We start from the raw sequence: 24,012 nt of genomic DNA, 5'->3' as shown, positions 1-24,012 counted from the left end.
GAGGCGACGAGGAGCAGGTCGATCGTGCGACGGCGCCAGAACGAGCCCCGGGTCACCGGGGTCACGGGCGCGTCGGCTGACATGTCCGTGATCCTGCCACAGCCGCGCCGCGCCGGGCACTTCCGGAGTGCGGAGTTCCACTTCGTGGACGTCCCCGACCTGCCGATCGGCCGTCTCACCCGGGCGGGTGCGCACGCGCGCGCGACGGCAGACAGAATGGGCTTCGTGAGCGAGCCGATCCAGCCCAGCGAACTTGACGACCTCGTGGTCCGGATGGCCGGTGTCGGCGTCCGCCGCGGGACAAACGACCTCCTCGCCGGCCTCGACTGGTCCGTGGAACTCGACGAGCGCTGGGTGGTGCTCGGCCCGAACGGCGCGGGCAAGACCACCCTGCTGCGCCTCGCCGCGGCCGAGCTGCACCCGAGCACCGGCGAGCTCGACCTGCTCGGCGAGCGCATCGGCAAGGTCAACATCTTCGAGCTGCGCCCCCGCATCGGGTTCACCTCCGCCGCGATCGCCCAGCGCGTCCCGGGCGACGAGCTGGTGAAGGACGTCGTGGTGAGCGCCGGGTACGCCGTGGTGGGCCGGTGGCGTGAGGAGTACGACACCCTCGACACCGCCCGCGCGACCGAGCTGCTGGGCGCGCTGGGCATCGGGCAGCTGGCCGACCGCACCTTCGGCACGCTGTCGGAGGGCGAGCGCAAGCGGGCCCTGATCGCCCGGTCCCTGATGACCGACCCGGAGATGCTGCTGCTCGACGAGCCGGCCGCCGGCCTCGACCTCGGCGGCCGCGAGGACCTCGTCGCGCGGCTGTCCGCGCTGGCCCTCGACCCGGACGCGCCGGCGATGGTGCTCGTCACCCACCACGTGGAGGAGATCCCGCCGGGGTTCACCCACGCGTTGCTCCTCCGCGACGGTCACGCGGTCGTGTCCGGCCTCGTCGACGACGTCATCACCAGCGAAAACCTCTCGAAGACGTTCGACCAGGACCTGGTGCTCGAACGCTCCGGGGATCGCTTCTTCGCCCGCCGTCGCTAGGCTGTCCTTACCCGCCGGTAGCGTGCTGGCAGATCGTCAATGAGGAGGATGGGCGTGGGAGAGTTCGTATCGCTGGAGGTCAAGGACGGCGTCGGGACGATCCGGCTCGACCGGCCCCCGGTCAACGCCCTGAACGCCCAGGTCACCGCCGAGCTCGCGGAGCTGGCCAAAGAGGTGTCCGAGCGTGACGACGTCCGCGCGGTCATCCTCTACGGCGGGGAGAAGACCTTCGCCGGCGGCGCGGACATCAAGGAGATGGCCACCCGCACCTACCCGCAGATCGCGAAGTTCGGCGCCACCCTCACCGGGACGCTCGCCGCGATCGCGAACATCCCGAAGCCGGTCGTCGCCGCCATCACCGGCTACGCCCTCGGCGGCGGCCTCGAACTGGCGCTGACCGCGGACCGCCGCGTCGCCGGCGACAACGTCAAGGTCGGTCAGCCGGAGATCCAGCTCGGCGTCATCCCCGGCGCGGGCGGCACCCAGCGCCTGGCCCGGCTGATCGGCCCGAGCAAGACCAAAGACATCGTCTACACCGGCCGGTTCGTCAAGGCCGAAGAGGCGCTGCGGCTGGGGATCGTCGACGAGGTCGTCGCCCCGGACGACGTCTACGCGGCCGCGCACAAGTGGGCGTCCCAGTTCGCCAACGGCCCGGCCGTGGCACTGCGCGCGGCGAAGGCGGCCATCGACGGCGGTCTCGACACGGACCTGGCGAACGGGCTCAAGCTCGAGTCGCACCTGTTCGCCGCGCTCTGGGCGACCGAAGACCAGCAGAACGGCATGAAGTCGTTCATCGAGAACGGCCCCGGCAAGGCCACTTTCGAAGGGAAATGACGCCTTGACCGACGTGAACGACCCGGCACCGCACCCGCACGCCACCGCGGAAGAGGTCCAGGCCGCCTGGGCCGACCCCAAGCTCGCGAACGTGCTGTACCACGACTGGGAAGCCGGCACCTACGACGAGAAGTGGTCCATCTCCTACGACGAGCGCTGCATCTCGTACGCGACGGACGTGTTCAACGCCGTCGCGGGTGATGACGGCCAGCCGTACCAGCACGCGATGGAGCTGGGCAGCGGCACGGGCTTCTTCCTGCTGAACCTGATGCAGGGCGGCGTGGCCAAGAAGGGCTCGGTCACCGACCTCTCGCCCGGCATGGTCCAGGTCGCGCTGCGCAACGCCGAGAGCCTCGGCCTTGACGTCGACGGCCGGGTCGCCGACGCCGAGCGGATCCCGTACGAGGACAACACGTTCGACCTGGTGGTCGGGCACGCGGTGCTGCACCACATCCCGGACGTCCAGGCGGCGTTCCGCGAGGTGCTGCGTGTGCTCAAGCCGGGCGGGCGGTTCGTGTTCGCCGGCGAGCCGACCAAGATCGGCGACACCTACGCCCGCAAGCTCGGCCAGCTCACCTGGTTCCTGACGACCAACGTGACGAAGCTGCCCGCGCTGAGCGGCTGGCGCCGGCCGCAGGAGGAGCTCGACGAGTCCTCGCGCGCGGCCGCGCTGGAAGCCGTGGTCGACATCCACACCTTCGACCCGTCGGAGCTGGAGTCGTGGGCCCGCGGCGCCGGCGCCCAGGACGTCCGCGCGGTCACCGAGGAGTTCGCCGCGGCGCTCGCCGGCTGGCCGATCCGGACGTTCGAAGCCGCGGTGCCGCAAGAGAAGCTGACCGTCCGCTGGCGGCTGTTCGCCTACAAGCTGTGGCTGCGGCTGTCCGCTGTGGACAAGAAGCTGCTGTCGAAGGTGCTGCCGCGCGAGCTGTTCTACAACGTGATGATCACCGGGACCAAGCGGCCGTCCTAAGTGCCTTACGCGTTCAGCCTCGACGACGTCGCCTACCTGCGCTCCGGCGCGGGTGAGGCGGCGCTCGCCGAGACTTCCGCGCGGCCGCTGACCGACCGCATCGCCGACGTCGCCGCTGTGCGCCGCCTGGTCGGCGAGGAGCACGCGGCCGCGGTGCTGGAAACCGCCGTGCTGCGCCGGAAAGCCGTCGGCAAGCTGTCCGGTGTGGACTGGCTGTTCACCACGGACGCCCTCCAGCAGGCGAGTGCGTCCCTCGTCGCGCGGCACCGGGCCCAGCGACTGGCCGGCCTCGACGTCCACGACGTCACCTGCTCGGTCGGCGCGGACCTGGCCGAGATCGCCCGGGTGGCGCGGCGCGCGCTCGGGTCCGATGTGGACCCGGTGCGGCTGGCCATGGCCCGGCACAACGGTTCGGCCGCGGATGTCTCGTTCGGGCTAGTGCGGGCCGACGCGCTGAAGCCGGTCAGCCGGGACACCGTGATCGTCGCCGATCCGGCTCGACGTGACGCGGCCGGGCGGCGGGCCTGGAAGCCCGCGGACTTCACCCCGCCGCTCGACGGCCTGGTCGACGCGTACCCGGGGCGTCCGCTGTCGGTGAAGTGCGCGCCCGGCTTGGACTTCGCGATCGTGCCGTGGGCGGACGAGGTCGAGCTGGTGTCCCTCGACGGCCAGGTGCGCGAGTCCTGCCTGTGGCGTGGCCTGGGCACCGGCGTCACCCGGCGGGCGAGCGTGCTGCGCTCGGACGGGACACAGTGGACGGTCACCGACGCCGAGCCGGACGAGCTGCCCACGCGTGAGCCGGGGGAGTGGATCGTCGACCCGGACGGCGCGGTCGTGCGGGCCGGGCTGGTCCGGCACTACGCGGCGCGGCACGGGCTGTGGCAGCTGGACGAACGCATCGCGTACCTGACCGGTGACACACCGCCGCCGGGCGTGCGCGCGTTCCGCGTCCTGGAGCAGGGCCCGTACAGCGAAAAGTCCCTGAAGTCCGTCCTCAAGCGACACGACGTCGGCCGGCTGGAGATCCTGATCCGCGGCCTCGACGTCGACCCGGACGCGTTGCGCCGCAGGCTGAAACCACGCGGCTCGGCGGAAGCGTCGGTGGTTTTGACGCGGATCGGCCGCGCGCCGGTGGCGTTCGTGTGCCGCGCCGAGCGGGTTTAGGTGAACAGGAACCAACGAAGGGTGGAACTCCGGGTGAACGTGACGTAGGTTCCCCGAGTCGCCAAGTCTTCACTGGAGGGTCGCCGTGTCCGGAAAATGGTCAGGTCTCGTCAAGCTCGCCGCCGCCGCGGCGATCGGTGCCACCGTCGCTTCGGGGGCCACCGCGCTGGCCGGCTCGGACGACGCCACCGCCGCCCGCGCCAAGGAACCGGCCAACATCGGCCAGGTCAAGAACGACGTCAAGGCGTACTACGGCGACTACCTCGACGCCGCGGGCAAGCACCACTACTCCGACACGAGCAAGTTCGTGAAGGACACCAAGAACGTCGTCTCCGACGCGAAGCGCTACCTGCAGCAGCAGCTGGGCCGGGTGAAGAACCCGGCGATCGTGCTGGACGTCGACGACACCTCCGAGGTCACCTACGGCTGGGAGGCCGACAACGACTTCGGCTTCGACCCGGTCAAGCAGCAGCAAGCCATCGACAACGGCACCTTCGAGGTGAACAAGCCGGTGCTGGAGCTGACCAACTGGGCCGCCCAGCACGGCGTGAAGGTGTTCTTCCTGACCGGCCGCAACGAGCTGCAGGGCCCGCAGTCGCTCAAGAACCTCGCCAACGAGGGTTACCCGGCCCCGACGGCTGCGTTCTTCAAGCCGAAGGTGACCGCGCCGGACTACCTGCCGTGCGGCCTGACCTGCAACACCGTGCAGTACAAGTCGGGCACGCGGGCGCACATCGAGGCGACCGGCGCGAAGATCGTGCTGAACGTCGGTGACCAGTTCAGCGACCTCGAAGGCGGCCACGCGCTGCGGCCGATCAAGCTGCCGAACCCGATGTACTACCTGCCCTGACCCGGAATAACCGCCGGGTCCCGGGTGCTGCTCCCAGTACACGACTTCGTCGAGGAGCTGACATGCCGGAGAAGAAGGTGCTGGTCCCGGGACCGGACCACCCGATCACCGTCGAGCCGACCAAGGTCCGCGTGGTGGTCAAGGCGGGCGGGCGCGTGGTGGCCGACAGCCGCAACGCGCTGACACTGCAGGAGTCGAACTACCCGGCGGCGCAGTACATCCCGCGGGCGGACGTCGACTTCAGCCTGCTGGAGCGGACCGACCACGAGACGTACTGCCCGTACAAGGGCGACAGCAACTACTACAGCCTGAACGCCGGTGACGTGCAGGCGGAAAACGCGATCTGGACGTACGAGAAGCCGTACGACGCCGTCGCGTCGATCAAGGACCACGTCGCGTTCTACCCGAACGTCGTGGACTCGATCGAGCTGATCGAGGACTGACCTGGACCTCGACCTGCTGCGGACGTTCCTCGCGGTCCACCGCGCGGGCTCGCTGACCGGCGCGGCACCGTCACTGGGCTTGTCCCAGCCGACGGTGACCGCGCAGGTCAGGGCCCTGGAGGCGGAGCTGGGCCGGCAGCTGTTCGTCCGCCGCGCGCGAGGCGTCACGCCGACGTCGGCGGCCGACGAACTCGCGTCCCGCATCGCCCCGCACGTCGACGCGCTGACCGACGTCGCCCTGGGCCCCGCCGACCGTTTCGCGGTGCCGGTACACCTGGCCGGACCGGCCGAGCTGACGACGGCCCGCGTCCTGCCCGCACTCGCGGACCTGGTTTCCGACGGTCTCAAGCTGCGGGTGAGCTTCGGCCTGGCCGACGACCTGCTGGCCGGGCTGGCGCAGCGCCGTTTCGACCTGGTCGTCTCGACGATCCGCCCCCGCGGCCGCGGTTTCGCGGCAACACCGTTGACGGACGAGGAGTTCGTCCTGGTCGGCCCACGCGGCTTCACCGGCGACCCGCGGACGGCGCCGTTGGTGGCGTACGCCGAGGACCTCCCGATCATCCGCCGCTACTGGCGCTCGGTGCTGGGCGTCCGGCCACCGGCCGGACCCGCGGTGGTGGTCCCGGACCTGCGCGGCGTGCTGACGTGCGTGCTGGCCGGTTTCGGCGTCAGCGTGCTGCCGCGGTACCTGTGCGCGGCGGAACTGGCCTCAGGTGCGCTGGTCGCCCTGCTGGACCCGGCGGAACCGCCGATCAACACGCTGTTCGTGGTGACCAGAACCGAACCGTGCCGGGCGGGGCCCGCGGCGGTGCGGGACGCACTGCTCGCGGACGCCGCCCAGTGGTGACTCAGCTGGTGACTCAGCCCGTGTAGCCCGCGAAGATCTTCGCGAACTCGTACTTCGCCTGCGGCACGTTCGTGCACTTGTACAGCGCCCCGGTGCACGCGTTCGCGTCGCGGCCGGCTTCCCAGAACGACAGCATGCCCAGGTGGACCGTCTTGGCGAAGGCGACCAGCGCCTTGGCGTCCTTCTGGTAGAAGATCTCGTTCTGCGAGTCGTTGACGCCGATCATCGGGGTGACGCCGACCTTCTTCCACGCCGCCGCGTCGCTCAGGCCGTACAGCGACTTCAGCTGCGCCTGCGTGGCCTTCGCCGCGGAGATCGCCTTCGCGCCCTGGTCGCCCGCGCCCTGGTAGTAGTCCATGGCCATGATGTTGACCAGGTCCAGGTTGACCCCGGCGTCCTTGGCGGCCTTGACGACGTTGAGCCCGTTCGCGTCGAGGCCGCTGGGCAGTACCGGCAGGGTCAGTGAGATCTTCAAGCCCGGGTTGTTGGTCTGCAACGTCTTCAGCGCCTGCGAGCGGCGTGTGATCGACGCCGGGTCGGCGACGGCCGCGCCCTCGACGTCGATGTCGACGTACTTCAGGCCGTACGCCTTGACGACCGCGTCGTACTCGGCCGCGACCTGGGCGGACGTGGTGCACGCCTGGGCCAGCTCGATGCCGGACGCGCCGCCGAAGGAGATCTTGACGTCGCCGCCGGCGTTGCGGATCTTGGTGATCTCGTCCTTCTGCCAGGCCGTGCGCGGGTCGTACGCGCCGAACCAGCTGGCCTTGCAGCCGTAGGAGTTGACGAAGGCGAGCGTGAAGCCCTTGACGCCGCTCGCGGCCGACATCGCCGAGAGGCTGGGCGTCGGCCACGCGCCCATGTCGACGTAGGGGCCGACCGGGATCGGCGAGCCGGCCGCGGCGCCGGCGGGTGCCGCGAACCCGGTGGCCAGGACGGCCAGACCGCCCAAGGCGGCCAGGAGGGGACGGAGACGGGGGAGACGCATGGGGAGACCTCCACGACAAGCAGCGCGGCGGCGGGAATTCCGGACCTAATTGGTATAGACCATTAATGTGGTCCGGACCATAGGCCGTTCGGGGGCATGACGGCGGGTGACGAGCGGAACCGGCCCTCACGACCGGTTCCGCTCGTTCTCACACCGTCGCGCGCCGGCGTCCCCGGTCCAGCCACCACTGGGCGATCAGGAACGGGATCACCCAGCCGGTCCACGTCGTGAGCCCGGCGATCGCCTGGCCCAGCGCCAGTTCGCTGCCGCCGAACGTCGTGTCCAGCTGCCCGGGGAGCACGACCGACCAGACGATCGCCCAGATCCGGTTGCTGATGATCGACATGCACAGCACGAAGCTGCGGATCATCCAGCGGCGGTGGTCGGCGAAGCGCCGGGCCCGCGCCATCCGGTAGCCCTGCACGGTGCAGCCGAACCAGAGCGTCGCGAGCAGCACGTTCGACACCGCGCCGACCGGCCCGAACGGCGCGGCGACCGCGATGGCGAGCCCGGCGATCGACGCCGGGATGGCACCCGCGAAGACGTACACGCGGCCGGTGCGGCGGTGCACGGCCGGGTGCTTCTGCCGCAGCCACGGCCAGATCTGCAGCGAGCAGGTTACCATCGCGACGGTCGCGAAGCCGATGTGCGTGACCAGCACGGGGTAGTACCAGGCGACGCCGTCCGGGGCCGGGATCCGCGATTCCGCCGGGTCCAGCCCGAGGTAGGGCGGCAGCGAGTACACCAGGAACACCGTGACGATCAGGCCCAGCGGGAACACCCACGGCCGGCGCCACCACGGCGTGGCGCGCCGAGTCCCGCTCGGGCTCGCCGGTTTCTCTGTCGTGGTCATGCCGTCCCCCTGTCTCTTACGCTGTATCGGCACCGTATGGCCCAGCGTGAAGACCTGGCAATCCATGCTGCCGAGAATGGGTGAGTACCCTGGAAGTGTTCTAGTCGCCAGCGTGAAGTGTTCTAGTACGGATCGAGGGGTGTTCGTGGCCGAGCAGGCGCCGTACCTACGGATCGCGGCGGACCTGCGGCGCCGGATCACCGCCGGTGAGCTGCGGCCCGGCGAGCGGGTGCCGTCGACCCGGTCGCTGGTGCGCGAGTGGGGCGTGGCGATGGCGACCGCGGCGAAGGCGCTGACCGTGCTGGGCGAGCAGGGCTGGGTGCGCGCGGTGCCGGGCAGCGGCACCGTGGTGAGCGATCGGACCCCGCAGAAGCCGCCGCTGGGCCGGGCGCGGCTCGTCCGGGCCGCCATCGCGCTGGCGGACGCCGAGGGCCGCGGGGCGCTGTCGATGCGCCGGCTCGCGGCCGAGCTCGGCGTCGGCCCGATGGCGCTGTACCGGCACGTCCCGGACAAGGACGAGCTGGTCCGGCTGATGGCCGACACCGCCCTCGGCGCCGAGGAGCTGCCCGAGCCGGGCCCGGCGCGGTGGCGGCCGCGGCTGGAGCTGGCCGCGCGGACGCAGTGGCGGGCCTACCGGCGGCACCCGTGGCTCGCGCCGGTGATGCTGAACTCGCTGGTGCGGCCGCCGGTGGTGCCGAGCGGGCTGCGGCTGGTCGACTGGATGCTGCGGGCGCTGGCCGGCACCGGGCTGCACCGGCGGACGAAGCTGCAGGTGATCATGACGCTCAACGGCTGGGTCGGCGGCCTCGCGGTGAGCCACGCCATCGAGGTCGAAACCGAGCAGGACACCGGCATCACCGGCTCCCAGCGGCTGGAAGCCGAGATGGCGGCGCTGGCCGGGCACCTCGAGTCGGGCCGGTTCCCGGCGCTCGCGGACACGATCACCGGGCTGGCCGACGTCGACCTCGACGAGGCGTTCGAGTTCGGCCTGCGGGTCCAGCTCGACGGAATCGCCGTGCTGCTGCACGAGTCCTAGACTCGTCGTGGTGCGGCTCACCACGGAACGGCTCACGTTGCACGCGTGGTCCGAAGCCTTCTTCGACGACCTGTTCGCGCTGGCCCAGGTGCCCGACACGGTCCGGTATGTCGGTACCGGCGAGCCGTGGACCCGCGAGTACACCCTCGCCAAGCACCGCGCGACGCTCGAGCACTGGGCCGAGCACGGCTTCGGCTGGTTCGCGGTGTCGGCGGCGCCGGGCTCGTTCGACGGCGTGGTGTCGGTGGTGTGCCGCGACAACATCGAGTCGGGCCTCGGCCACCCCGCGGTGGAGCTGGGCTGGTGGATCGCCCAGCCGTGCTGGGGCCGGGGTTACGCGACCGAAGCGACGACGGCGGTGCGCAACCACCTCTTCGCGTCCGGTTTCGCCGACCGGCTGCTGGCGATCTACGAACCGGCGAACGCGGCGTCGGGCCGGGTGGTGGCGAAGCTCGGGTTCGCGCCGCACAGCACGTTCCTGGTCGCCGGCCGACGTCAGCAGCGGGCGGTGCTGAACCGCCCGCGCTGACCCGTCTTACGCGGTCGCCGGGATCGGGATGTCGCCCACCCAGCGGTGGATCGCTTCGGCCAGGCCGGTGTCGTCCGAGCCGGTCGTCAGCCAGGCGACGTGGCCGTCCGGGCGCAGCAGCAGCGCGCCGACGTCCGAAGTGGACTGTGCGGCGGCGACGTCGATTCCCGGGGCCCACGCGGCGAAGGCGCGCTCGGGAGTCAGGTCGAGCAGCACCGGCCGGCCGGGGTGCAGCAGCGCGGCGAGGTGGGTCACCTCGCCCCGCAGGGGGAGGTCCGGGGCGAGGCGGCCGAGCCACGGGTGCCCGGCCGGCTCGTAGCGGGCGTCGAGGCCGGTGATGATCTCGGCCAGCGCGAGCTTGCCCGCGGGGTGCGTGGCGACGCGGCGCATCAGGTCGGCCAGCGGTTCCGCCGCGGCGGCCTCCGAGAGCGCGACCTGCGCGCGGGTGTTGGCCAGGATGTGTTCACCCGCCGCGTGCCGCTCGGCGTGGTAGGTGTCGAGCAGGCCCTCGGGCGCGGTTCCGCGCACCGTCGCGGCGAGCTTCCAGTCGAGGTTGAACGCGTCGTCGAGCGCGACGTTGACGCCGATCGCCCCGGCCGGCGGGTGGATGTGCGCGGCGTCGCCGGCCAGCAGGACCCGGCCTTCGCGGTAGCGCTCGGCCAGCCGGGCCGCGTCGCCGAACCGGGTCAGCCAGCGTGGTTCACGCAGCTCGACGTGCCGGCCGAGCACGTCGTCCACTTGGGACTGGAGCCGGTCGAGCGTGACGGGCGTGTCCTTGTCCGCGGGCGGGTCGTCCTCCCGGACGATGATCCGGACGTACCCCGGCCGCGGGATGACGAACAGCGTCCGGTCGTCCGGACCGGCCGAAACCCCGTACGGCAGCTCGCATTCGACGTCGCCGAGCAGCGCGAACCACCGCGCGTCGACGCCGGGGAAGCCGATCCCGGCCCGCTTGCGCACGGTGCTGCGCCCGCCGTCGCAGCCGGCGAGGTACCGCGCCCGGACGATCAGTCCATTGTAGATCTCTGCGGTGACGCCGGCCGCGTCCTGCGTGAAGCTCCGCAGTTCGTGGCCGCGCAACAGTTCCGCGCCGAGGTCGAGCGCGCGGGCTTCCAGGACCTCCTCGACGCGGGTCTGCGGGATGCCGAGGGAGAACGGGTGGTCGGTGGTGGCGCCGTCGAGCAGCAGCGGCTCGGGCATGCCGGTCGCCGGCGCGTGCGGCACCTGGTGTCCTTCGGCGACCAGGCCTTCGGTCAGCCCGCGCCGCGCCAGCAGGTCCAGCGACCGCGAGTTCAGGTTGAAGCCGCGGCAGTACGGCGGCTTTCCCGGCAGCCGTTCGACGACGGTGGTGCGCACGCCGGCCAGCGCGAGCTCCGCGGCGAGCAGCAGGCCGGCGGGTCCGGCGCCGGCGACGAGGACGTCGGTTTCGAGATCGGGCACGGTCTTCCCCTCAGGAGGTTTCGGGCCAGGGCAGGGAGCCACTGCGGATTTCGGCGGCCGTGCGGCGCGCCCAGTCGAGCTCCGCCTGCCACGCGTGCCGGACGTACTCGACCTCGATCATGAACAGCCGCGGCGCACCCCGGCCGACCGTGTCCGCCAACGCCGTCTCCGCGCCTTCGACGCGGGCGGCGAGGTGGCGGGCGCGTTCTTCCAGCGCGTCGGCGGCGCGCTCGGGCCCGAGCGCGCCGAGGTAGCTGACCGCCGCGACGAACTTCGGGTACTCGTCGACGGGCACGCGCACGAGCTCGTCCAGCCAGGCGACGAACTCCTGCCGGCCGAGCTCGGTGTGCGTGTAGACGGTCCGCTCCGGCCGGTTGCCCTCCCGGACCGTCTCGACGGGCTCGATCCAGCGGTGCTTGGCCAGGGACTCCACGGTGTCGTAGAGCGACCCGGGGTTGATCTTGAAACTGGAGTCCTTGTGCCGTTCGCGCAGCGTGGACGCCATTTCGTACGGGTGCATCGGGCGTTCCAGCAGCAGGCCCAGCAGGGCGAGCGCCAGGGTGTTGCGGATCTTGCGAGCTGCCATGGTCTTCAGTCGCTCCCTATTAGTCGGTTCCGACTATACGGGTGCGGTCAAGCCAGGCAGCGTGCCAGGAACACATGAAGGCGGTGCAGGCCGGTGCACCGCGGCTGACGTCAGCGCACGTCGAGCGCCGTCACCCCGGAGACGTAGCGGCCGCCCTTGACGTCGCCGAGCGGGACGAGCCGCGGCAGTGCGAGCGCGGCGCCGTCCTCCACAGTGGACAGCAGCAGCGGACGGCCGCCCGTGGACTCTTCCGCGAGCGTTACCGCGGCGCCGTACCCGTCGTCGCCGACCGCGACCACGGCCGTGTCCGGCCGCGGCGGCACGCCGGCGACCAGCAGGACCAGCCGCAGCGACGGCCCGGTCTCGGTGTGCGTCTGCTGGCCGGCGCCCGAGGCGAACGTCGCCGTCACGGTGCGGGACGGCAGCAGCTTCAGCAGCGACGGCGGCAGCGTGACGGACCGGTGCGCGGTCGTGATCCGCACCGCCCGTTCGGCCGCCGCGGCGTTCGACACGGCGATCCGCACCGACCGGACGTCGTCGACGCGGCGGCTGCGGTCCCGGTCGCCGGGCACGACCAGGTCGGTCTCGCGGCCGGTGGTGAGGACGGCGGGGTGGTTGCCGAACGCCGGGTCCAGCTCGGCCAGCGCGAAGGTGACCGAGCGGTGCGCGGCGCCGGTGACGGTCACCGTCACCCGCAGCGCGGTGTTCTTCCCCGGCGGCAGAACCGGCGTCGCGGCGGCGACCACCTTGGTCAGGTCGACGCCGGTGACCCGCGGGTACGTCGTTTCGCCCAGGGTCTTCAGCTGCGAAGCGGTGTAGGACGCCGGAGTCGTGACCGCGCCTTCGACGGTGAGCGTCCGGGTCGACGCCCCGGCGGCGGTCGTCGTGCCGGCGAGCAGCACGGTCGTCAGGGCGAGCACACGGAACAGCATCCGACCTCCAGAAGCCGCAAATGCGGAGCGAACACCGCACTTTAACCGTTTTTGAGCCAAGTTTCCGAGATTGCGAGGATCGCTAGGGTGGCCGCATGACGGGGGAGCTGAAGCGCGCCCGGCTGGGGGTTTCGGTCGTGTTCGCGGTCTGCGGCGCGGCGTTCGCGACCTGGCTGGCGCGGGTGCCGGCGGTGCAGGCGCAGCTGGGGTTGAGCACCGGGCAGCTGGCGACGGGCTTGTTCGGGCTGGCCGCCGGGTCGGTGCTCGCGCTGCTCGGCGCCGGGGCGCTGCTCGCCCGGATCGGCAGCCGCGCGGCCGTCGTGCTCGGTGCCGTCGTGCTGTGCGCCGGCCTGCCGCTGGTCGCGTTCGCCTGGTCCGCGCCCGTGTTCGTCGCCGCGCTGGTGGTGCTCGGCGTCGGCAACAGCCTGCTCGACGTCGCGATGAACGCGCACGCGGCCCGCGTCGAGGACGGTTACGGCCGCCCGATCTTCGCCGGCTTCCACGCCTTCTGGAACATCGGCGGCCTCGCGGGCTCCGGTGTCGACGCGCTGATGGAGGCCACGCACGTCCCGGTGTCGGTGCACTTCCCGATCGCCGGCGCGGTGCTGCTCGCGCTCGCGCTGTGGGCGGCGCGCACGCGGTTCCTCGCCGGCGCCGACCGCGGCCAGGGCGACGCGGCGTTCGCGTGGCCGGGCCGGGCGCTGGTGCCGCTCGGCGTGATCGCGTTCTGCGGGTTCGTCGCCGAGGGCGCGGTCAACAGCTGGAGCGCGGTGTACCTGGCCGACGTCACCGGCGCGACGCCCGCGCTGGCGTCCCTGGGCTACTTCGCCTTCTCGACGACGATGATCGCGATCCGCCTGGTCGCCGACCGGGTCGTGGCCCGGACGGGCGCGGTGCGGTTCGCGCGTGCGGCGACCGTGGTCGCGGTGCTGGGGTTCGCCGTGGTCCTGCTCGCGCCGTGGCCGGTGGCGGTGATCCTGGGATTCGCGGTGGTCGGGCTCGGTGTGGCCGGGATCGTGCCGATCGCGTGGAGCGTGGCGAGCCGCAAGCAGGCGGACAAGCCGGGCCAGGCGGTGGCCGCCGTCGCCGCCTGCGGTTACCTGGGGTTCCTGGTCGAGCCGGTGCTGGTCGGCGCGCTGGCGACGCGGGTCGGGTTGCACTGGGCGTTGTCGTCGGCGGTCGTGGTGACGCTCGGGATCTTCGCGCTGGCGCCGTCACTGCGGGAAGCCAGCCGCCGCAGCCCTTCGGCCGACGGAGTGCCCGGCGCCGCGGTGTAGACGAGCAGCCGGTGCTCGTGGCCCGGCACCGCGAGGATCTCGCAGTCGAGCTCCAGCGCGCCGGCCACCGGGTGGACGGTCCGCTTGGTCAGCGTCCGCTGCACCGCGACCTCCCGCTCGGCCCACAGCCGGGCGAACTCCGGGCTCGTTCCCCGCAGCTCGTCCACGAGCGACCGGACCGCCGGATCGGCCGGGTACCGGCCGCCCGCGCGCAGGTCCGCGACGCACAGCCGGGCCAGGTCCAGCCGGTTGCCGGTGATCGTGTCGCCGGTGTCGAACAGCCGGCGCAGCCGGTTGCGACGCCGCGGCGGCCACCCGGCCGGGTCGCCGATCAGCGCGACGAGCATCCGGTTCCAGGCGACCATGTCGAAACCGGCGTCGATCACCATCGCGGGCACGTCGTCGAGGCGGTCGAGCAGCCGCAGGACGTTGGCGGGCACTGCGCGCGGCGGGGTCACCGGCGCCGGGTGGGCCAGCCGCCGCAGGTAGGCGTGCTCGTCGCCGGTCAGCCGCAGCGCCCGCCCGAGCGCGGCGAGGACCTGCTCCGACGGCCGCGGCCCGCGGCCCTGCTCGAGCCGCACGTAGTAGTCGACGGAGATCCCGGCCAGCAGCGCGACTTCCGCGCGCCGCAACCCCGGCGTCTGGCGTCGCGGGCCGGGCACGAGCCCGACGTCGCCCGGCTGCAGCCGCGCGCGGCGGCTGCGCAGGAAACCGCTCAGTTCCACGCTGTCCACCGTGTCATCATCACCCCGGCCCGGGGTGGTACCGGTTGGCCTACCCCGGTCACCCGGATCGGGACGAGCCTGGACGCATGACGATTCTGGTGACCGGAGCCCGCGGGAACGTCGCCCGCGCGCTGGTGGGACAGCTGCTCGACGTGGGGCAGCAGGTACGCGCGGCCGGCCGCGACCCGAGCCGCGCCCGGCTGCCCGACGGCGTAGACGTGGTCGCGGCCGACCTGGCCCGGCCCGGGAGCTGGGACGCGGCGCTGAACGGCGTCACGAAGGTGTTCCTGTACGCCGGGACGGCCGGGCTCGGCGGGTTCCTCTCCCGCGCGGGTGGCCTGGCGCAGGTGGTCCTGCTGTCCGCGGCCGGCGCCGACCCAGCGTCGGACGACGCCATCACCCGCGCCCACGGCGAAGCCGAACAGGCGGTGCGCGACGCGGGAATCCCGTGGACTTTCCTGCGTCCGGGCGGGTTCGCGGCCAACCGGCTGCTGTGGACCGAGCCGATACGGACGGCCGGAGTGGTGCGCGACCCGTTCCCGGGCTCGCACTCGGCGCTGATCCACGAGGCCGACATCGCCGCCGTCGCCGCGTGCGCGCTGACGGCGTCCGGGCACCTCGGCGCCGAGCACACGCTGACCGGACCCGAATCGCTGACGGTGCGGCGCCAGGCCGAGCTGATCGGTCTCGCCACCGGCCGTCCGGTGCGCGTCGAAGTCCAGGACCTCGACGACTACCGCCGTGAGCTGACGACGGCGTTCGAAGCCCGGGGGCTGGGCGCGGTCGGTTCGGCGGACGTCGTCGAAGCGCGGATCCGGCGGCTGGCGGCACTGGTGGACCGGCCCCAGCCGACGACGGAGACGGTCCAGGACGTGACCGGCCGCCCGGCGCGTGACTTCGCGGAATGGGCCGCGGACCACGCCGCCGATTTCGGCTGACCGCTCAGGCTTCGTGCTCGCGCAGCAGCCGGCGGACGGCTTTCCGGTCACCCTCGATCGTGACGCGGCCGTCGGCGAGCGCGGCGTCGAGGTCACCGGGCTTTTCGAGCAGCGCGTTGAGGGTGTGCGGGTCGGTCCGGACGACGGCGTCCGGACCGTTCGGCTCGCCTGGCTCGACGGTCAGCCGCCCGGGTTCGGTGCGGACCGTCCACACGCGACTGTCCAGTTCGACGCGGTAGCAGGCGTTCCCGCGCGGACGCGCGGAGCCGCGGAGGAACAGCAGCACCGACGTCGCGCCGAGCGTCGCATCCCGGGGGAGCGGGACTTGCGCGGCCCACGCGCCCAGCGCGAGCACGATCGGCTCCAGCTCACGGCCCCACGCCGTCAGCTCGTAGACGGTCGAACCGGCGGGCGGCGGCAGCGTCCGGCGGGTCACGACACCCCGGCCTTCAAGCTCGCGAAGCCGGTCGGTGACCAGGTTGGAACTGGCACCCGGCAGCGCGCGGCGGACGTCGGAAAACCGTTGCGGCCCCAGGAGAAGCTCGCGCACGACGAGCAGCGCCCACCGCTCACCGACGACGTCGAGCGCGCGGGCGGTGGCGCACGCGTCTCCGTAGCTGCGACTGGTCGGCATGATGCTAATTTACAACTCCGAGGTTGTTTTTAACAACTACCGTGGCCTACGGTGAGACTCTGGACGTCGAACGGAAGGAACCGGTCATGGCCTCTCCGGTCGTGCACTTCGAGATCATCGGCACCGACCCGGCCCGGCTGCGCGGGTACTACGGCGAGCTGTTCGGCTGGGAGTTCGACACGTCGGGCCCGGTGTCGGACCAGGTGTCGGAGCCGGGCGAGTACGGCTTCGTGGAAACGGACGGCATCCCCGGGGGCGTCGGCGGCGGCGCGTCCTTCGCGCGGCAGACCGTGTTCTACGTGGGTGTCCCGGACGTCGCGGCGGCGCTGGCGCAGGCCGAACGCCTGGGCGGCACGCGCCGCATGGGCCCGGACCGCGCGCCGGGCCGCGACCTGGTGGTCGCCCACTTCACCGACCCGGAAGGCAACCTGATCGGCCTCGCCGGCCCGGCTTGACGAAGGGTCAGTGCTCCTCGGCCGTGCCCTGGACGTCGGCGCGGCACGCCTCGAGGAACCGTTCGCCCGCTTCGCTGATCCCGGTCAGCACCCGGTCGAGGCTTTCCTTGCGCACCACTGGTTCCTCAGCGTCCAGTTTGGCGTCCAGTTCGGCGAGGACGGCGTTCACGCCACCGCGGGCGGCCTTCCACAGTTCCTTGCCGCGCCGGCGCGGCTCGTCGGTGCCGAAGAGTTCCACCTGGTTGTAGGCCTTGCGAAGCTCGCCGCGGCGTTCGCGCCACCTGTCCTCGATCACGTCCCGGTTTTTCAGCAGCTCCGGGAACTCCGCCCGGATCAGCTGGAACGCTTCCTCGCTCGCCGTCGAGAGGCCGGCGTACGCCTTGACGCGCTCGTCACGCAGCCAGGTGGCGCGGTCCGCCGCGCGCCTCAGCGCTTCGGTCCGCTGGGTCGCCTTCAGCTTGCGACCCTCCACGAACGTCGTGGTCAGCAGGGTCAGCACCACCCCGCCGAGCGTCGCGCCCACGGTGATCAGCTGCGTGGTCGTCCCCGAGTCCATGCCGGGATCATCCCAGGGCGTCGTAAACCGCCTGGACGTACGTGCCGCTGCGGTCGGAACCGATGATGCCCGGGCCCATCCGGTTCATCATGTACGAGATCGTCAGCCGCCGGTCGAGGTCCATGATGATCATCGAACCGCCCCAGCCGCCCCAGAAGCAGATGCGGCCGTCCGGGATCCACGGCACCGCTTCCCGCAGCGGCAGCCCGTAGCCGATGCCCCAGCGCAACGGGACGCCGAGCCCGAGGTCGACGCCGTTGGCCTGCTCCTCGAAGATCACGTCGATCGTGTCCGGGCCGAGCAGGCGGACGCCGTCGACCGTGCCGCCGCGGGCCAGCGCCGACAGCATCCGCGCGACCGACCGCGCGTTGCCGTGCCCGTTCACCGCGCCCAGGTCCGCGCGGCGCCACGCCGGCGTGTTCGCGACGTTCGCGTCGATGACCGGTCCGGTCAGCGTCTTGACGATCACGCTGTCCGCGCCGAGAGCCACGAGGTCGAACTCCGCGGGCGGCGGCGGGACGACGTCCGCGATCCGGCCCCAGTCCGCTTCGGCGGCCCCGATCTGGAAGTCGGCACCCAGCGGCCCGGCGATCTCCTCGGCGACGAACGCCTTCAGCGGCTTCCCGCTCACCCGCCGGACGACCTCGCCGACCAGGTGCCCGAAGTTCGCCGCGTGATAGCCCGAAGCCGTCCCGGGCGTCCACCACGGCGCCTGCGCGGCCATCCGGGCGGTCGACGTCGCCAGGTCGTAGAGGTCCTCGACCGTCGCGGGCTGCTCCAGGCCCGAGACGCCGGAGGTGTGCGACAGCAGGTGCCGGACCTCGACGTCCTCCTTGCCGTTGGCCGCGAACTCCGGCCAGTACCGCGCGACCGGCGCGTGGACGTCGAGGTCGCCGCGGTCGGCGAGCATCAGCGCGGCCAGGCTGGTCACGGTCTTCGTCGTCGACCACACGTTGGTGATGGTGTGCTCGTCCCAGGTCAGAGTGCGCGCCTGGTCGCGGAAGCCGCCCCAGAGGTCGACGACGACGTCGCCGTCGAGGTCGACGACTAGGGACGCGCCCAGTTCGTCACCGGAGTCGACGTTCTTCTCGAGCGCGGCGCGGACGTCGTCGAAGCGGGCGTCGTGCGTTCCGTGGATGTCGGTCATGCGAGCTACGGTAAAACCTGACATCGATGTCAGGGGCAAGGGTGAATGTCGTGCGTCATCCCGGGTCGAGGTCCCGTGCCCGGTCGACGGCCACCATGTTCTCCTCCGCCCAGTCCCGCAGCGCGGCGAGCGGCACTTCGAGCGACCGGCCCAGGTCAGTCAGCCGGTAGTGCACTCTCGGCGGCACCGTGGCCTCCACCCGGCGCGCGACCAGGCCGTCGCGCGTCAGGCTCTGTAGGGTCACCGACAGCATCTTCTGCGAGACGCCCGGCATCCGCCGTTGCAGCTCGGCGAACCGCACTTCGCCCGGCTCGGCCTCGGCCAGCACCTTGACCGCCATCGACGTCCACTTCGTGCCGATCCGGTCCAGCAGCCGGCGTGTCGGGCACTTCGGGTCGAAGAGGTCGCCTCGGCCGGAGGGGGTCACCTGGAGCTCACCACCTGTCGTGAAAGTGCCTTCTTGGCTCTTCGGACGCTGTTACCTACCGTTTGGTGGTAACCAATGGTAACTGCCGAGGAGACAGCGTGCGCGAGTATCGGATCGAAGCGAACGGCATCGAGATCAACGTCGCCGACGCCGGGGAAGGGCCCGCGGTCCTGCTGCTGCACGGCTTCCCGCACACCTGGCGGCTCTGGTCGGCGGTCATCCCGCACCTGGCTCGCGACCACCGCGTCCTCGCGCCGGACCTGCGTGGTCTCGGCGCGACCACGCGCGCCGACGGTGGCTACGACGCCGGAAACCTCGCCCTGGACGCCGAGGCCCTCCTCGACGCGCTGGGCGAGCCGACGGCGGCGGTCGTCGGCATCGACGCGGGCACCCCGCCCGCGTTCCTGCTGGCGACGCGACGCCCCGAGCGCGTCCGGCAGCTCGTGCTGATGGAGTCGCTGCTCGGCCGGCTGCCCGGCGCCGAAGCCTTCCTCGCCGGCGGCCCGCCGTGGTGGTTCGGCTTCCACGCCGTGCCCGGCCTCGCCGAGACGGTCCTGGCCGGCCACGAAGCGGACTACATCGGCTGGTTCCTCGACGCCGGCACGCGCGGCCGTGGAGTACCACCGGAGATCCGCGAGCACTTCGTCGCCGCGTACACCGGGCGGGAGTCACTGCGGTGCGCGTTCGAGCACTACCGCGCCATGCCCGCGAGTGCCGCGCAGATCGCGGAGGCCGGCCGTCTCACGGTGCCGACCCTGGCGATCGGCGCCCACCCGGTCGGCGACACCCTCGCGAACCAGTTGCGGCCGATCGCCGACGACCTCACGGCGCACCTCGTCGAGGACTGCGGGCACATCGTCCCGCTGGACCGCCCGGACGTCCTGGTGCCCCTGCTGACTTCTTTCCTTGACCTCGACCTTGCTGGAGCTTCAAGACTGGCGCCATGACGATCTGGATCTGCGGAACCTGCGGGGTCGAGCACCCCGACACCGAACTACCCCCGGCCGGCGCGTGCGCGATCTGCGCGGACGAACGGCAATGGGTGCCCGCCTCCGGTCAGGTGTGGACCACCCTGGAGAAACTCGCGGCCGACAGCCGCGAAGTCGTGCACCACGAACTGGAACCGGGCCTGCACCGGTTCAACCGCGAACCGCCGTTCGGCATCGGCCAGTGGACGCACCTGGCGCAGACGTCCGGAGGCAACCTGCTGTGGGACCCGCCGAACCACCTCGACCCGGCCCTGGTCGCGAAGATCGAGGAGCTGGGCGGGGCCGCGGTGATCGTGGCCAGCCACCCGCACATGTACGGCTCGCAGGTCAGCTGGAGCCACCGCCTCGGGCGCGTCCCGGTGCTGGTGCACGCCGCCGACCGGCGGTGGGTGCGGCGCGAGGACCCGGTGCTGCGGGAGTGGTCCGGCACCGAGCGGGTCCTGCCCGGCGTGACGCTCGTCGAGGCGGGCGGCCACTTCCCCGGCGCTGCCGTGGCCCACGTCGGCACCGACACCGGCGGCGTGCTGCTGACCGGCGACACGATCGTGCCCGTCGTCGACGCGGGGTGGGTGACGTTCATGCGCAGCTACCCGAACAAGATCCCGCTTTCCGCGGGGCTGGTGCGGCGGATCGTCGACCGGCTCGAGCCGTACGAGTTCGATCGGCTGTACGGCCTGCTGGGCGGGACGGTGCTCGGCGACGCGAAGGGCGCGGTGCGCAGGTCTGCGGAGCGCTACATCGGCTGGGTGAGCGGCGCGAACGACCACCTCGGCTGAACGGAAATCGCGCACGCGAAAGAAGTATTTCCTCGCCCCCTTCAATTTATAGCCGACCCCGGGGCTTGCGGCAAGGCCGGGGTGATGCCGCAGAATGGCCCGCCGTAGGTCGTGAACAGGGGAAATGGGGATTCTTAAGTGCGTGTTTTGCTGACGACGTGGGGATCGCGCGGGGACGTCGAACCGCTGGTGGGGCTCGCGGTGGCGTTGCGGGAACTGGGGGCGGAGGCGCTGGTCGCGGCGCCGCCGGACGACGATTTCGTGGCGCTGCTGGAGCGGGCCGGGGTCCCGCTGGTGCCGCTCGGCCCGACGGTGCGTTCGGTGGTCGCCAACCCGAAACCACCGACCGGGGCGGATGCGTTCAAGCTCGCTCCCGCGCTGGTCGCCGCGCGGTTCGAAACGCTCGGCGCGGTGGCCGGGGAATGTGACGTGCTGCTGGCGACCGGCCTGTTGCCGGCCGGCGCCCGGGACGTGGCCGAAAAGCGGGGAATTCCGTACGTGTACGCGTGTTTCCACATCTTCGGGCTGCCGTCGCGGCAGTTCGCGCCGGGGATGCGGCCGGGCACGCCGTCGCCGGCGGAGGAGACCGACCTCGAGGTGCGGTGGGCGCAGGACGCCGAGCGGGTGAACGCGCTGTACGGCCCGGAGCTGAACAGCCGGCGGGCGGCGATCGGCCTGCCGCCGGTGGACAACGTCCGCGACCACGTCTTCACCGACCGGCCGTGGCTGGCGGCGGACCCGGCGCTGTGCCCGTCCGAGGGCATGACGAACCTCGACCTGGTGCAGTCCGGCGCGTGGATCCTGCCCGACGACCGGCCGCTGCCGGCGGACCTGGAGGCATTCCTGGACGCCGGCGAACCGCCGGTGTACGTGGGCTTCGGCAGCATGGCCGCGTACGCCCCGGAGGGCATCGCCCGCGAAGCCACCGAGGCGGCCCGCGCCCAGGGCCGCCGGGTGGTCCTGGGCCGAGGCTGGGCCGGCCTGACCGCGATCGACGACGCCGAGGACTGCTTCGTCATCGGCGAGGTCAACCAGCAGGCGCTGTTCCGCAGGGTGGCCGCGGTCGTCCACCACGGCGGCGCGGGCACCACGACCACGGCCGCCCGGGCGGGCGCACCCCAGGTGGTGGTGCCCCGGATCGCGGACCAGCCGTACTGGGCGGAGCGGGTGGCCGGACTGGGCATCGGAGTAGCGCACGAGGGCCCGACCCCGACGGCCGAGTCACTGTCGGCCGCGTTCACCACGGCCCTGACTCCCGAGATGCGGACGCGAGCCCAAGCGGTGGCGAGCACAATCCGCGACGACGGAGCGACGGTGGCCGCGAAGATGCTCCTCGACGTCGCGAGCCAGGGACGTCAGTAGCCGCATGAGCCGCGCCGCGTGTCGCACCCATCGACGCGCGGCCCGGTTCGTTCGGGCGCACTACCCACTCACGGCTCAGGCGGTCGGGCGGCCCGCTCCCGCGTAGTCGTCGCCGTCCTTGCGGTACGTGTGGACCTGCACGGCCTGCCCGGTCTGCGGCGCGTCGATCATCTGCTGGTTGCCGATGTAGAGACCGACGTGGTGGATCTTCGTCGTCGGCTCGCCGTAGAAGATCAGGTCGCCCAGCTGCGGCTCGGTCACGTGCGCCACGCTGCGGTACTGCGTGTCCGCCGTGCGCATCAGCTTGACGCCCGCGCTCGCGTACGCCGCCGTCGTCAGGCCCGAGCAGTCGAAGCCCGGGTCGCCGCCGCCGGTGCCGTTGCCGCCCCAGATGTAGGGGAGGCCGATCTTGTCGATGGCGAAGTTGACCGCGCTCAGCACCGCCGCGTTCGGCGCCGCCGAGCCCTGGCCGACCGTGCCGTAGACGTTGACCGTCGCGAGCGTCCGGTGCAGGAACAGCGGCGCCGACTGCAGCGCGCTCACCGAGTCCCACCAGGTCTGCCCCTGGGAGAGGTCGTGGCCGTCGGCGCACAGCGCGCGGCCGGTGGACAGCGCCGCGTCGTCGATGTTCTGCACGTCCGGGGTGCCGCCCGACGCGCTCGTCTTGTACTTCCCCCAGATCGCCGGGGACAGCTGCATCGGCCCGGCGGCGTTCGCCGTCGAGACGACCTTGTTGTAGAAGTCGCGCACCTCGACCGTCCCGAGCGGCTTGCTCAGCACGCCGGCGGCACCCAGCTGCCCGCCCTGCGCGCGGCCGTGGTCGGAGGTGACCTTCCCGACCGCCGCCAGCGTCACCCACGACAGGTGACAGCCCGGGATCTCCTTGGTCAGCGTCACCGTGGCCTGCGCGTAGCCGGTCATCGCGCGCAGCGGGATGTCGAGCCACTGGCTGGTCTTCGACGCCCACTCGTCGAACTCGCTCGCCTGCGGCAGCTTCGGCTGCGTCGGCGGCGGCGTGGTCGTTTTCGGGACAACTGTCGGGACCACCGACGGCGTCGGCGCGGCCGTCGCGGCGGCGTTCTCGGCCGTCTCCTGCTTCGGCGCGAACTGGATCGCGACCACGAGCGCGGCCGCGATCACGACGACCGCGGCCACCACGATCCCGGCGCGGCGGCGGCGCGGCGGCGGCGTGTTCTCCGGAACGACCACGGGCTCTTCGCTCACCGCGCGGCTCCGGTCAGCCGGTCCAGCACGAAACCGCGCAGGCCGTCGAGGTCGGTGTCCATCGCGACCTCGATCAGCCGGCCGGGGGAGAACTGCGGATCCTCTTCGCCGAGCCGTCGCCGGTCGACCAGGGTCTGGCCGCGCGCCGGGCCCAGCCCGCAGTCGACGTCGACGCGGTAGGTCTCGGTGTGCAGGATCCCGGGCGAGATCGCCTCGGCGACCGCGACGGCGTCGTGCATGACCATCCGGTCCTCGCCGAAGATCCGCGTGTAGTGCCGGCGGTAGGTCGAGGTGAGCCCCTCGAGCGTCGCGCCGATCGGCCCGGACGCGGCGAGCTTCGCCAGCCACTCGGCGTCGACGGCGCACCGGTGCGTGAGGTCCAGCGGCACCAGCACCACCGGGACGTCCTCCTCGACCAGCACCCGCCGGGCCGCCTCGGGGTCGCTCCAGATGTTGAACTCCGCCGCCGCGGTGCTGTTGCCGAAAGTGACCCCACCGCCCATGACCACCAGCCGGGCGATCTTCTCCCGCGCGCCCGGGTGGGCGGCCAGCAGCGCGGCGATGTTCGTCAACGGCCCGATCGGCGCGATCGTCACCGGCTCGTCGGCCGCCTCGAGCAGCGCGAGCATCAGGCTGACGGCGTCCCGCTCGTCGAGCGGCCGGGTCGCCTCGGGCAGGGTGTCCGCGTGGCCGGACAGGCCGTCGCCGCCGTGGACCTCTTTCGCGTCACGCGGCTTCGAGTAGACCAGCGGGCGGGCGGCGCCGGCCGCGACCGGCACGTCGGTGCGGCCGAACAGCTCCAGCAGCCGGCGCGCGTTCGCCGTGGTCTTGTCCAGGGGCACGTTGCCGAACACGGTCGTCACGCCCAGGAGGTCGACGTCCGGCGAGACCGCGGCCAGCGCGATCGCCAGCGCGTCGTCGACGCCCGGGTCGGTGTCGATGATCAGCTTCGTGCCCATCCAGCTCCCCTTGCCTGTGAACCCGTCCCGCAC

Annotated in this window: 26 protein-coding genes and 1 pseudogene; 15 read left to right on the top strand and 12 right to left on the bottom strand. The window is 72.2% G+C overall.

Annotated elements, in window-relative coordinates; translation table 11 throughout:
- The first annotated feature begins 216 nt into the window (after positions 1–216).
- From OG570_RS02935 to OG570_RS02905, 7 genes are all read left to right on the top strand, one after another.
- Positions 217–1,038 (top strand): ABC transporter ATP-binding protein, encoded by an 822-nt coding sequence (locus OG570_RS02935; RefSeq protein ID WP_247064023.1) that lies wholly within the window; start codon positions 217–219, stop codon positions 1,036–1,038.
- 54 nt (positions 1,039–1,092) lie between these two features.
- Complete coding sequence (locus OG570_RS02930; RefSeq protein ID WP_247061786.1) at positions 1,093–1,872, top strand: enoyl-CoA hydratase/isomerase family protein; 780 nt, start codon at positions 1,093–1,095, stop codon at positions 1,870–1,872.
- Between the two features lie 4 nt (positions 1,873–1,876).
- On the top strand, positions 1,877–2,842 hold the full coding sequence (locus OG570_RS02925; protein ID WP_247061787.1) for a class I SAM-dependent methyltransferase: 966 nt from the start codon (positions 1,877–1,879) through the stop codon (positions 2,840–2,842).
- Complete coding sequence (locus OG570_RS02920; protein ID WP_326955496.1) at positions 2,843–4,006, top strand: THUMP-like domain-containing protein; 1,164 nt, start codon at positions 2,843–2,845, stop codon at positions 4,004–4,006.
- A gap of 85 nt (positions 4,007–4,091) precedes the next feature.
- Positions 4,092–4,856 carry an HAD family acid phosphatase gene (locus tag OG570_RS02915; RefSeq protein ID WP_326946813.1) on the top strand — a complete coding sequence of 255 codons (765 nt, stop codon included), beginning with the start codon at positions 4,092–4,094 and terminating at the stop codon, positions 4,854–4,856.
- Positions 4,857–4,918: 62 nt separating this feature from the next.
- Entirely contained in the window at positions 4,919–5,299 is a 381-nt protein-coding gene (locus tag OG570_RS02910; protein ID WP_326955495.1) for a DUF427 domain-containing protein, read from the top strand.
- Position 5,300: 1 nt separating this feature from the next.
- Positions 5,301–6,146: a LysR family transcriptional regulator gene (locus OG570_RS02905; RefSeq protein WP_326959843.1), complete on the top strand. Its 846-nt coding sequence runs from the start codon at positions 5,301–5,303 to the stop codon at positions 6,144–6,146.
- Between the two features lie 13 nt (positions 6,147–6,159).
- Here the strand turns inward: OG570_RS02905 and OG570_RS02900 are convergent, their stop codons facing one another.
- Positions 6,160–7,134, bottom strand: coding sequence for a chitinase (locus tag OG570_RS02900; RefSeq protein ID WP_326946816.1), 975 nt, complete (start codon positions 7,132–7,134; stop codon positions 6,160–6,162).
- 148 nt (positions 7,135–7,282) lie between these two features.
- Positions 7,283–7,987, bottom strand: coding sequence for a DUF2306 domain-containing protein (locus OG570_RS02895; protein WP_326955494.1), 705 nt, complete (start codon positions 7,985–7,987; stop codon positions 7,283–7,285).
- A 139-nt stretch (positions 7,988–8,126) separates the two neighbouring features.
- Here OG570_RS02895 and OG570_RS02890 point away from each other — a divergent pair, with 139 nt between their 5' ends.
- Positions 8,127–9,023, top strand: coding sequence for a TetR/AcrR family transcriptional regulator C-terminal domain-containing protein (locus OG570_RS02890; RefSeq protein ID WP_326955493.1), 897 nt, complete (start codon positions 8,127–8,129; stop codon positions 9,021–9,023).
- 10 nt (positions 9,024–9,033) lie between these two features.
- On the top strand, positions 9,034–9,552 hold the full coding sequence (locus OG570_RS02885; RefSeq protein WP_326955492.1) for a GNAT family N-acetyltransferase: 519 nt from the start codon (positions 9,034–9,036) through the stop codon (positions 9,550–9,552).
- Between the two features lie 6 nt (positions 9,553–9,558).
- Here OG570_RS02885 and OG570_RS02880 read toward each other — a convergent pair whose 3' ends face one another.
- The 3 genes from OG570_RS02880 to OG570_RS02870 form a co-directional block, all read right to left on the bottom strand.
- A complete protein-coding gene (locus OG570_RS02880) occupies positions 9,559–10,992 on the bottom strand; it encodes an FAD-dependent monooxygenase (RefSeq protein WP_326955491.1) in 1,434 nt (477 codons plus the stop codon).
- 10 nt (positions 10,993–11,002) lie between these two features.
- The gene (locus OG570_RS02875; RefSeq protein ID WP_326946821.1) at positions 11,003–11,578 is read right to left on the bottom strand and encodes a PadR family transcriptional regulator; all 576 of its coding nucleotides are present in this window, start codon (positions 11,576–11,578) and stop codon (positions 11,003–11,005) included.
- A 110-nt stretch (positions 11,579–11,688) separates the two neighbouring features.
- Complete coding sequence (locus OG570_RS02870) at positions 11,689–12,510, bottom strand: hypothetical protein (protein WP_326955490.1); 822 nt, start codon at positions 12,508–12,510, stop codon at positions 11,689–11,691.
- 95 nt (positions 12,511–12,605) lie between these two features.
- Between OG570_RS02870 and OG570_RS02865 the strand changes: the two genes are divergently transcribed.
- Positions 12,606–13,787, top strand: a complete 1,182-nt coding sequence (locus OG570_RS02865; protein WP_326955489.1) for an MFS transporter — start codon at positions 12,606–12,608, stop codon at positions 13,785–13,787.
- Positions 13,788–13,798: 11 nt separating this feature from the next.
- Here the strand turns inward: OG570_RS02865 and OG570_RS02860 are convergent.
- A pseudogene (locus OG570_RS02860) lies at positions 13,799–14,512 on the bottom strand (helix-turn-helix transcriptional regulator); the annotation flags it as partial.
- Positions 14,513–14,598: 86 nt separating this feature from the next.
- Here OG570_RS02860 and OG570_RS02855 point away from each other — a divergent pair.
- Entirely contained in the window at positions 14,599–15,450 is an 852-nt protein-coding gene (locus tag OG570_RS02855; RefSeq protein WP_326955488.1) for an NAD(P)H-binding protein, read from the top strand.
- A gap of 4 nt (positions 15,451–15,454) precedes the next feature.
- Here the strand turns inward: OG570_RS02855 and OG570_RS02850 are convergent, their stop codons facing one another.
- Positions 15,455–16,084: a winged helix-turn-helix transcriptional regulator gene (locus OG570_RS02850; protein ID WP_326955487.1), complete on the bottom strand. Its 630-nt coding sequence runs from the start codon at positions 16,082–16,084 to the stop codon at positions 15,455–15,457.
- An 86-nt stretch (positions 16,085–16,170) separates the two neighbouring features.
- Between OG570_RS02850 and OG570_RS02845 the strand changes: the two genes are divergently transcribed.
- Positions 16,171–16,539, top strand: coding sequence for a VOC family protein (locus OG570_RS02845; protein WP_326955486.1), 369 nt, complete (start codon positions 16,171–16,173; stop codon positions 16,537–16,539).
- Positions 16,540–16,546: 7 nt separating this feature from the next.
- Here OG570_RS02845 and OG570_RS02840 read toward each other — a convergent pair whose 3' ends face one another.
- The 3 genes from OG570_RS02840 to OG570_RS02830 are packed head-to-tail and all read right to left on the bottom strand — an operon-like array spanning position 16,547 to position 18,669.
- Positions 16,547–17,095, bottom strand: coding sequence for a hypothetical protein (locus OG570_RS02840; RefSeq protein ID WP_326955485.1), 549 nt, complete (start codon positions 17,093–17,095; stop codon positions 16,547–16,549).
- A gap of 7 nt (positions 17,096–17,102) precedes the next feature.
- Positions 17,103–18,242 (bottom strand): serine hydrolase domain-containing protein, encoded by a 1,140-nt coding sequence (locus OG570_RS02835; RefSeq protein ID WP_326955484.1) that lies wholly within the window; start codon positions 18,240–18,242, stop codon positions 17,103–17,105.
- A 55-nt stretch (positions 18,243–18,297) separates the two neighbouring features.
- Complete coding sequence (locus tag OG570_RS02830; RefSeq protein ID WP_326955483.1) at positions 18,298–18,669, bottom strand: winged helix-turn-helix transcriptional regulator; 372 nt, start codon at positions 18,667–18,669, stop codon at positions 18,298–18,300.
- 98 nt (positions 18,670–18,767) lie between these two features.
- Here OG570_RS02830 and OG570_RS02825 point away from each other — a divergent pair, with 98 nt between their 5' ends.
- The 3 genes from OG570_RS02825 to OG570_RS02815 all read left to right on the top strand — a co-directional run bounded on the left by OG570_RS02825 (position 18,768) and on the right by OG570_RS02815 (position 21,796).
- Entirely contained in the window at positions 18,768–19,616 is an 849-nt protein-coding gene (locus tag OG570_RS02825) for an alpha/beta fold hydrolase (RefSeq protein ID WP_326955482.1), read from the top strand.
- A complete protein-coding gene (locus OG570_RS02820) occupies positions 19,613–20,434 on the top strand; it encodes a hydrolase (RefSeq protein WP_326955481.1) in 822 nt (273 codons plus the stop codon). Before OG570_RS02825 ends, OG570_RS02820 begins: the two co-directional genes overlap by 4 nt.
- 138 nt (positions 20,435–20,572) lie before the next feature.
- Positions 20,573–21,796: a glycosyltransferase gene (locus OG570_RS02815; protein ID WP_326955480.1), complete on the top strand. Its 1,224-nt coding sequence runs from the start codon at positions 20,573–20,575 to the stop codon at positions 21,794–21,796.
- Between the two features lie 75 nt (positions 21,797–21,871).
- Here the strand turns inward: OG570_RS02815 and OG570_RS02810 are convergent, their stop codons facing one another.
- Together OG570_RS02810 and OG570_RS02805 are read right to left on the bottom strand one after the other, a co-directional pair.
- Entirely contained in the window at positions 21,872–23,005 is a 1,134-nt protein-coding gene (locus tag OG570_RS02810) for a C40 family peptidase (RefSeq protein WP_326959841.1), read from the bottom strand.
- 11 nt (positions 23,006–23,016) lie between these two features.
- The gene (locus tag OG570_RS02805; RefSeq protein ID WP_326946834.1) at positions 23,017–23,979 is read right to left on the bottom strand and encodes a nucleoside hydrolase; all 963 of its coding nucleotides are present in this window, start codon (positions 23,977–23,979) and stop codon (positions 23,017–23,019) included.
- Between the last annotated feature and the right edge of the window lie 33 nt (positions 23,980–24,012).

Origin of the sequence: Amycolatopsis sp. NBC_01286 (assembly GCF_035982555.1) — a bacterium.
Taxonomy (GTDB): Bacteria; Actinomycetota; Actinomycetes; order Mycobacteriales; family Pseudonocardiaceae; genus Amycolatopsis.
This window is presented reverse-complemented; position numbering and strand designations above follow the sequence as displayed.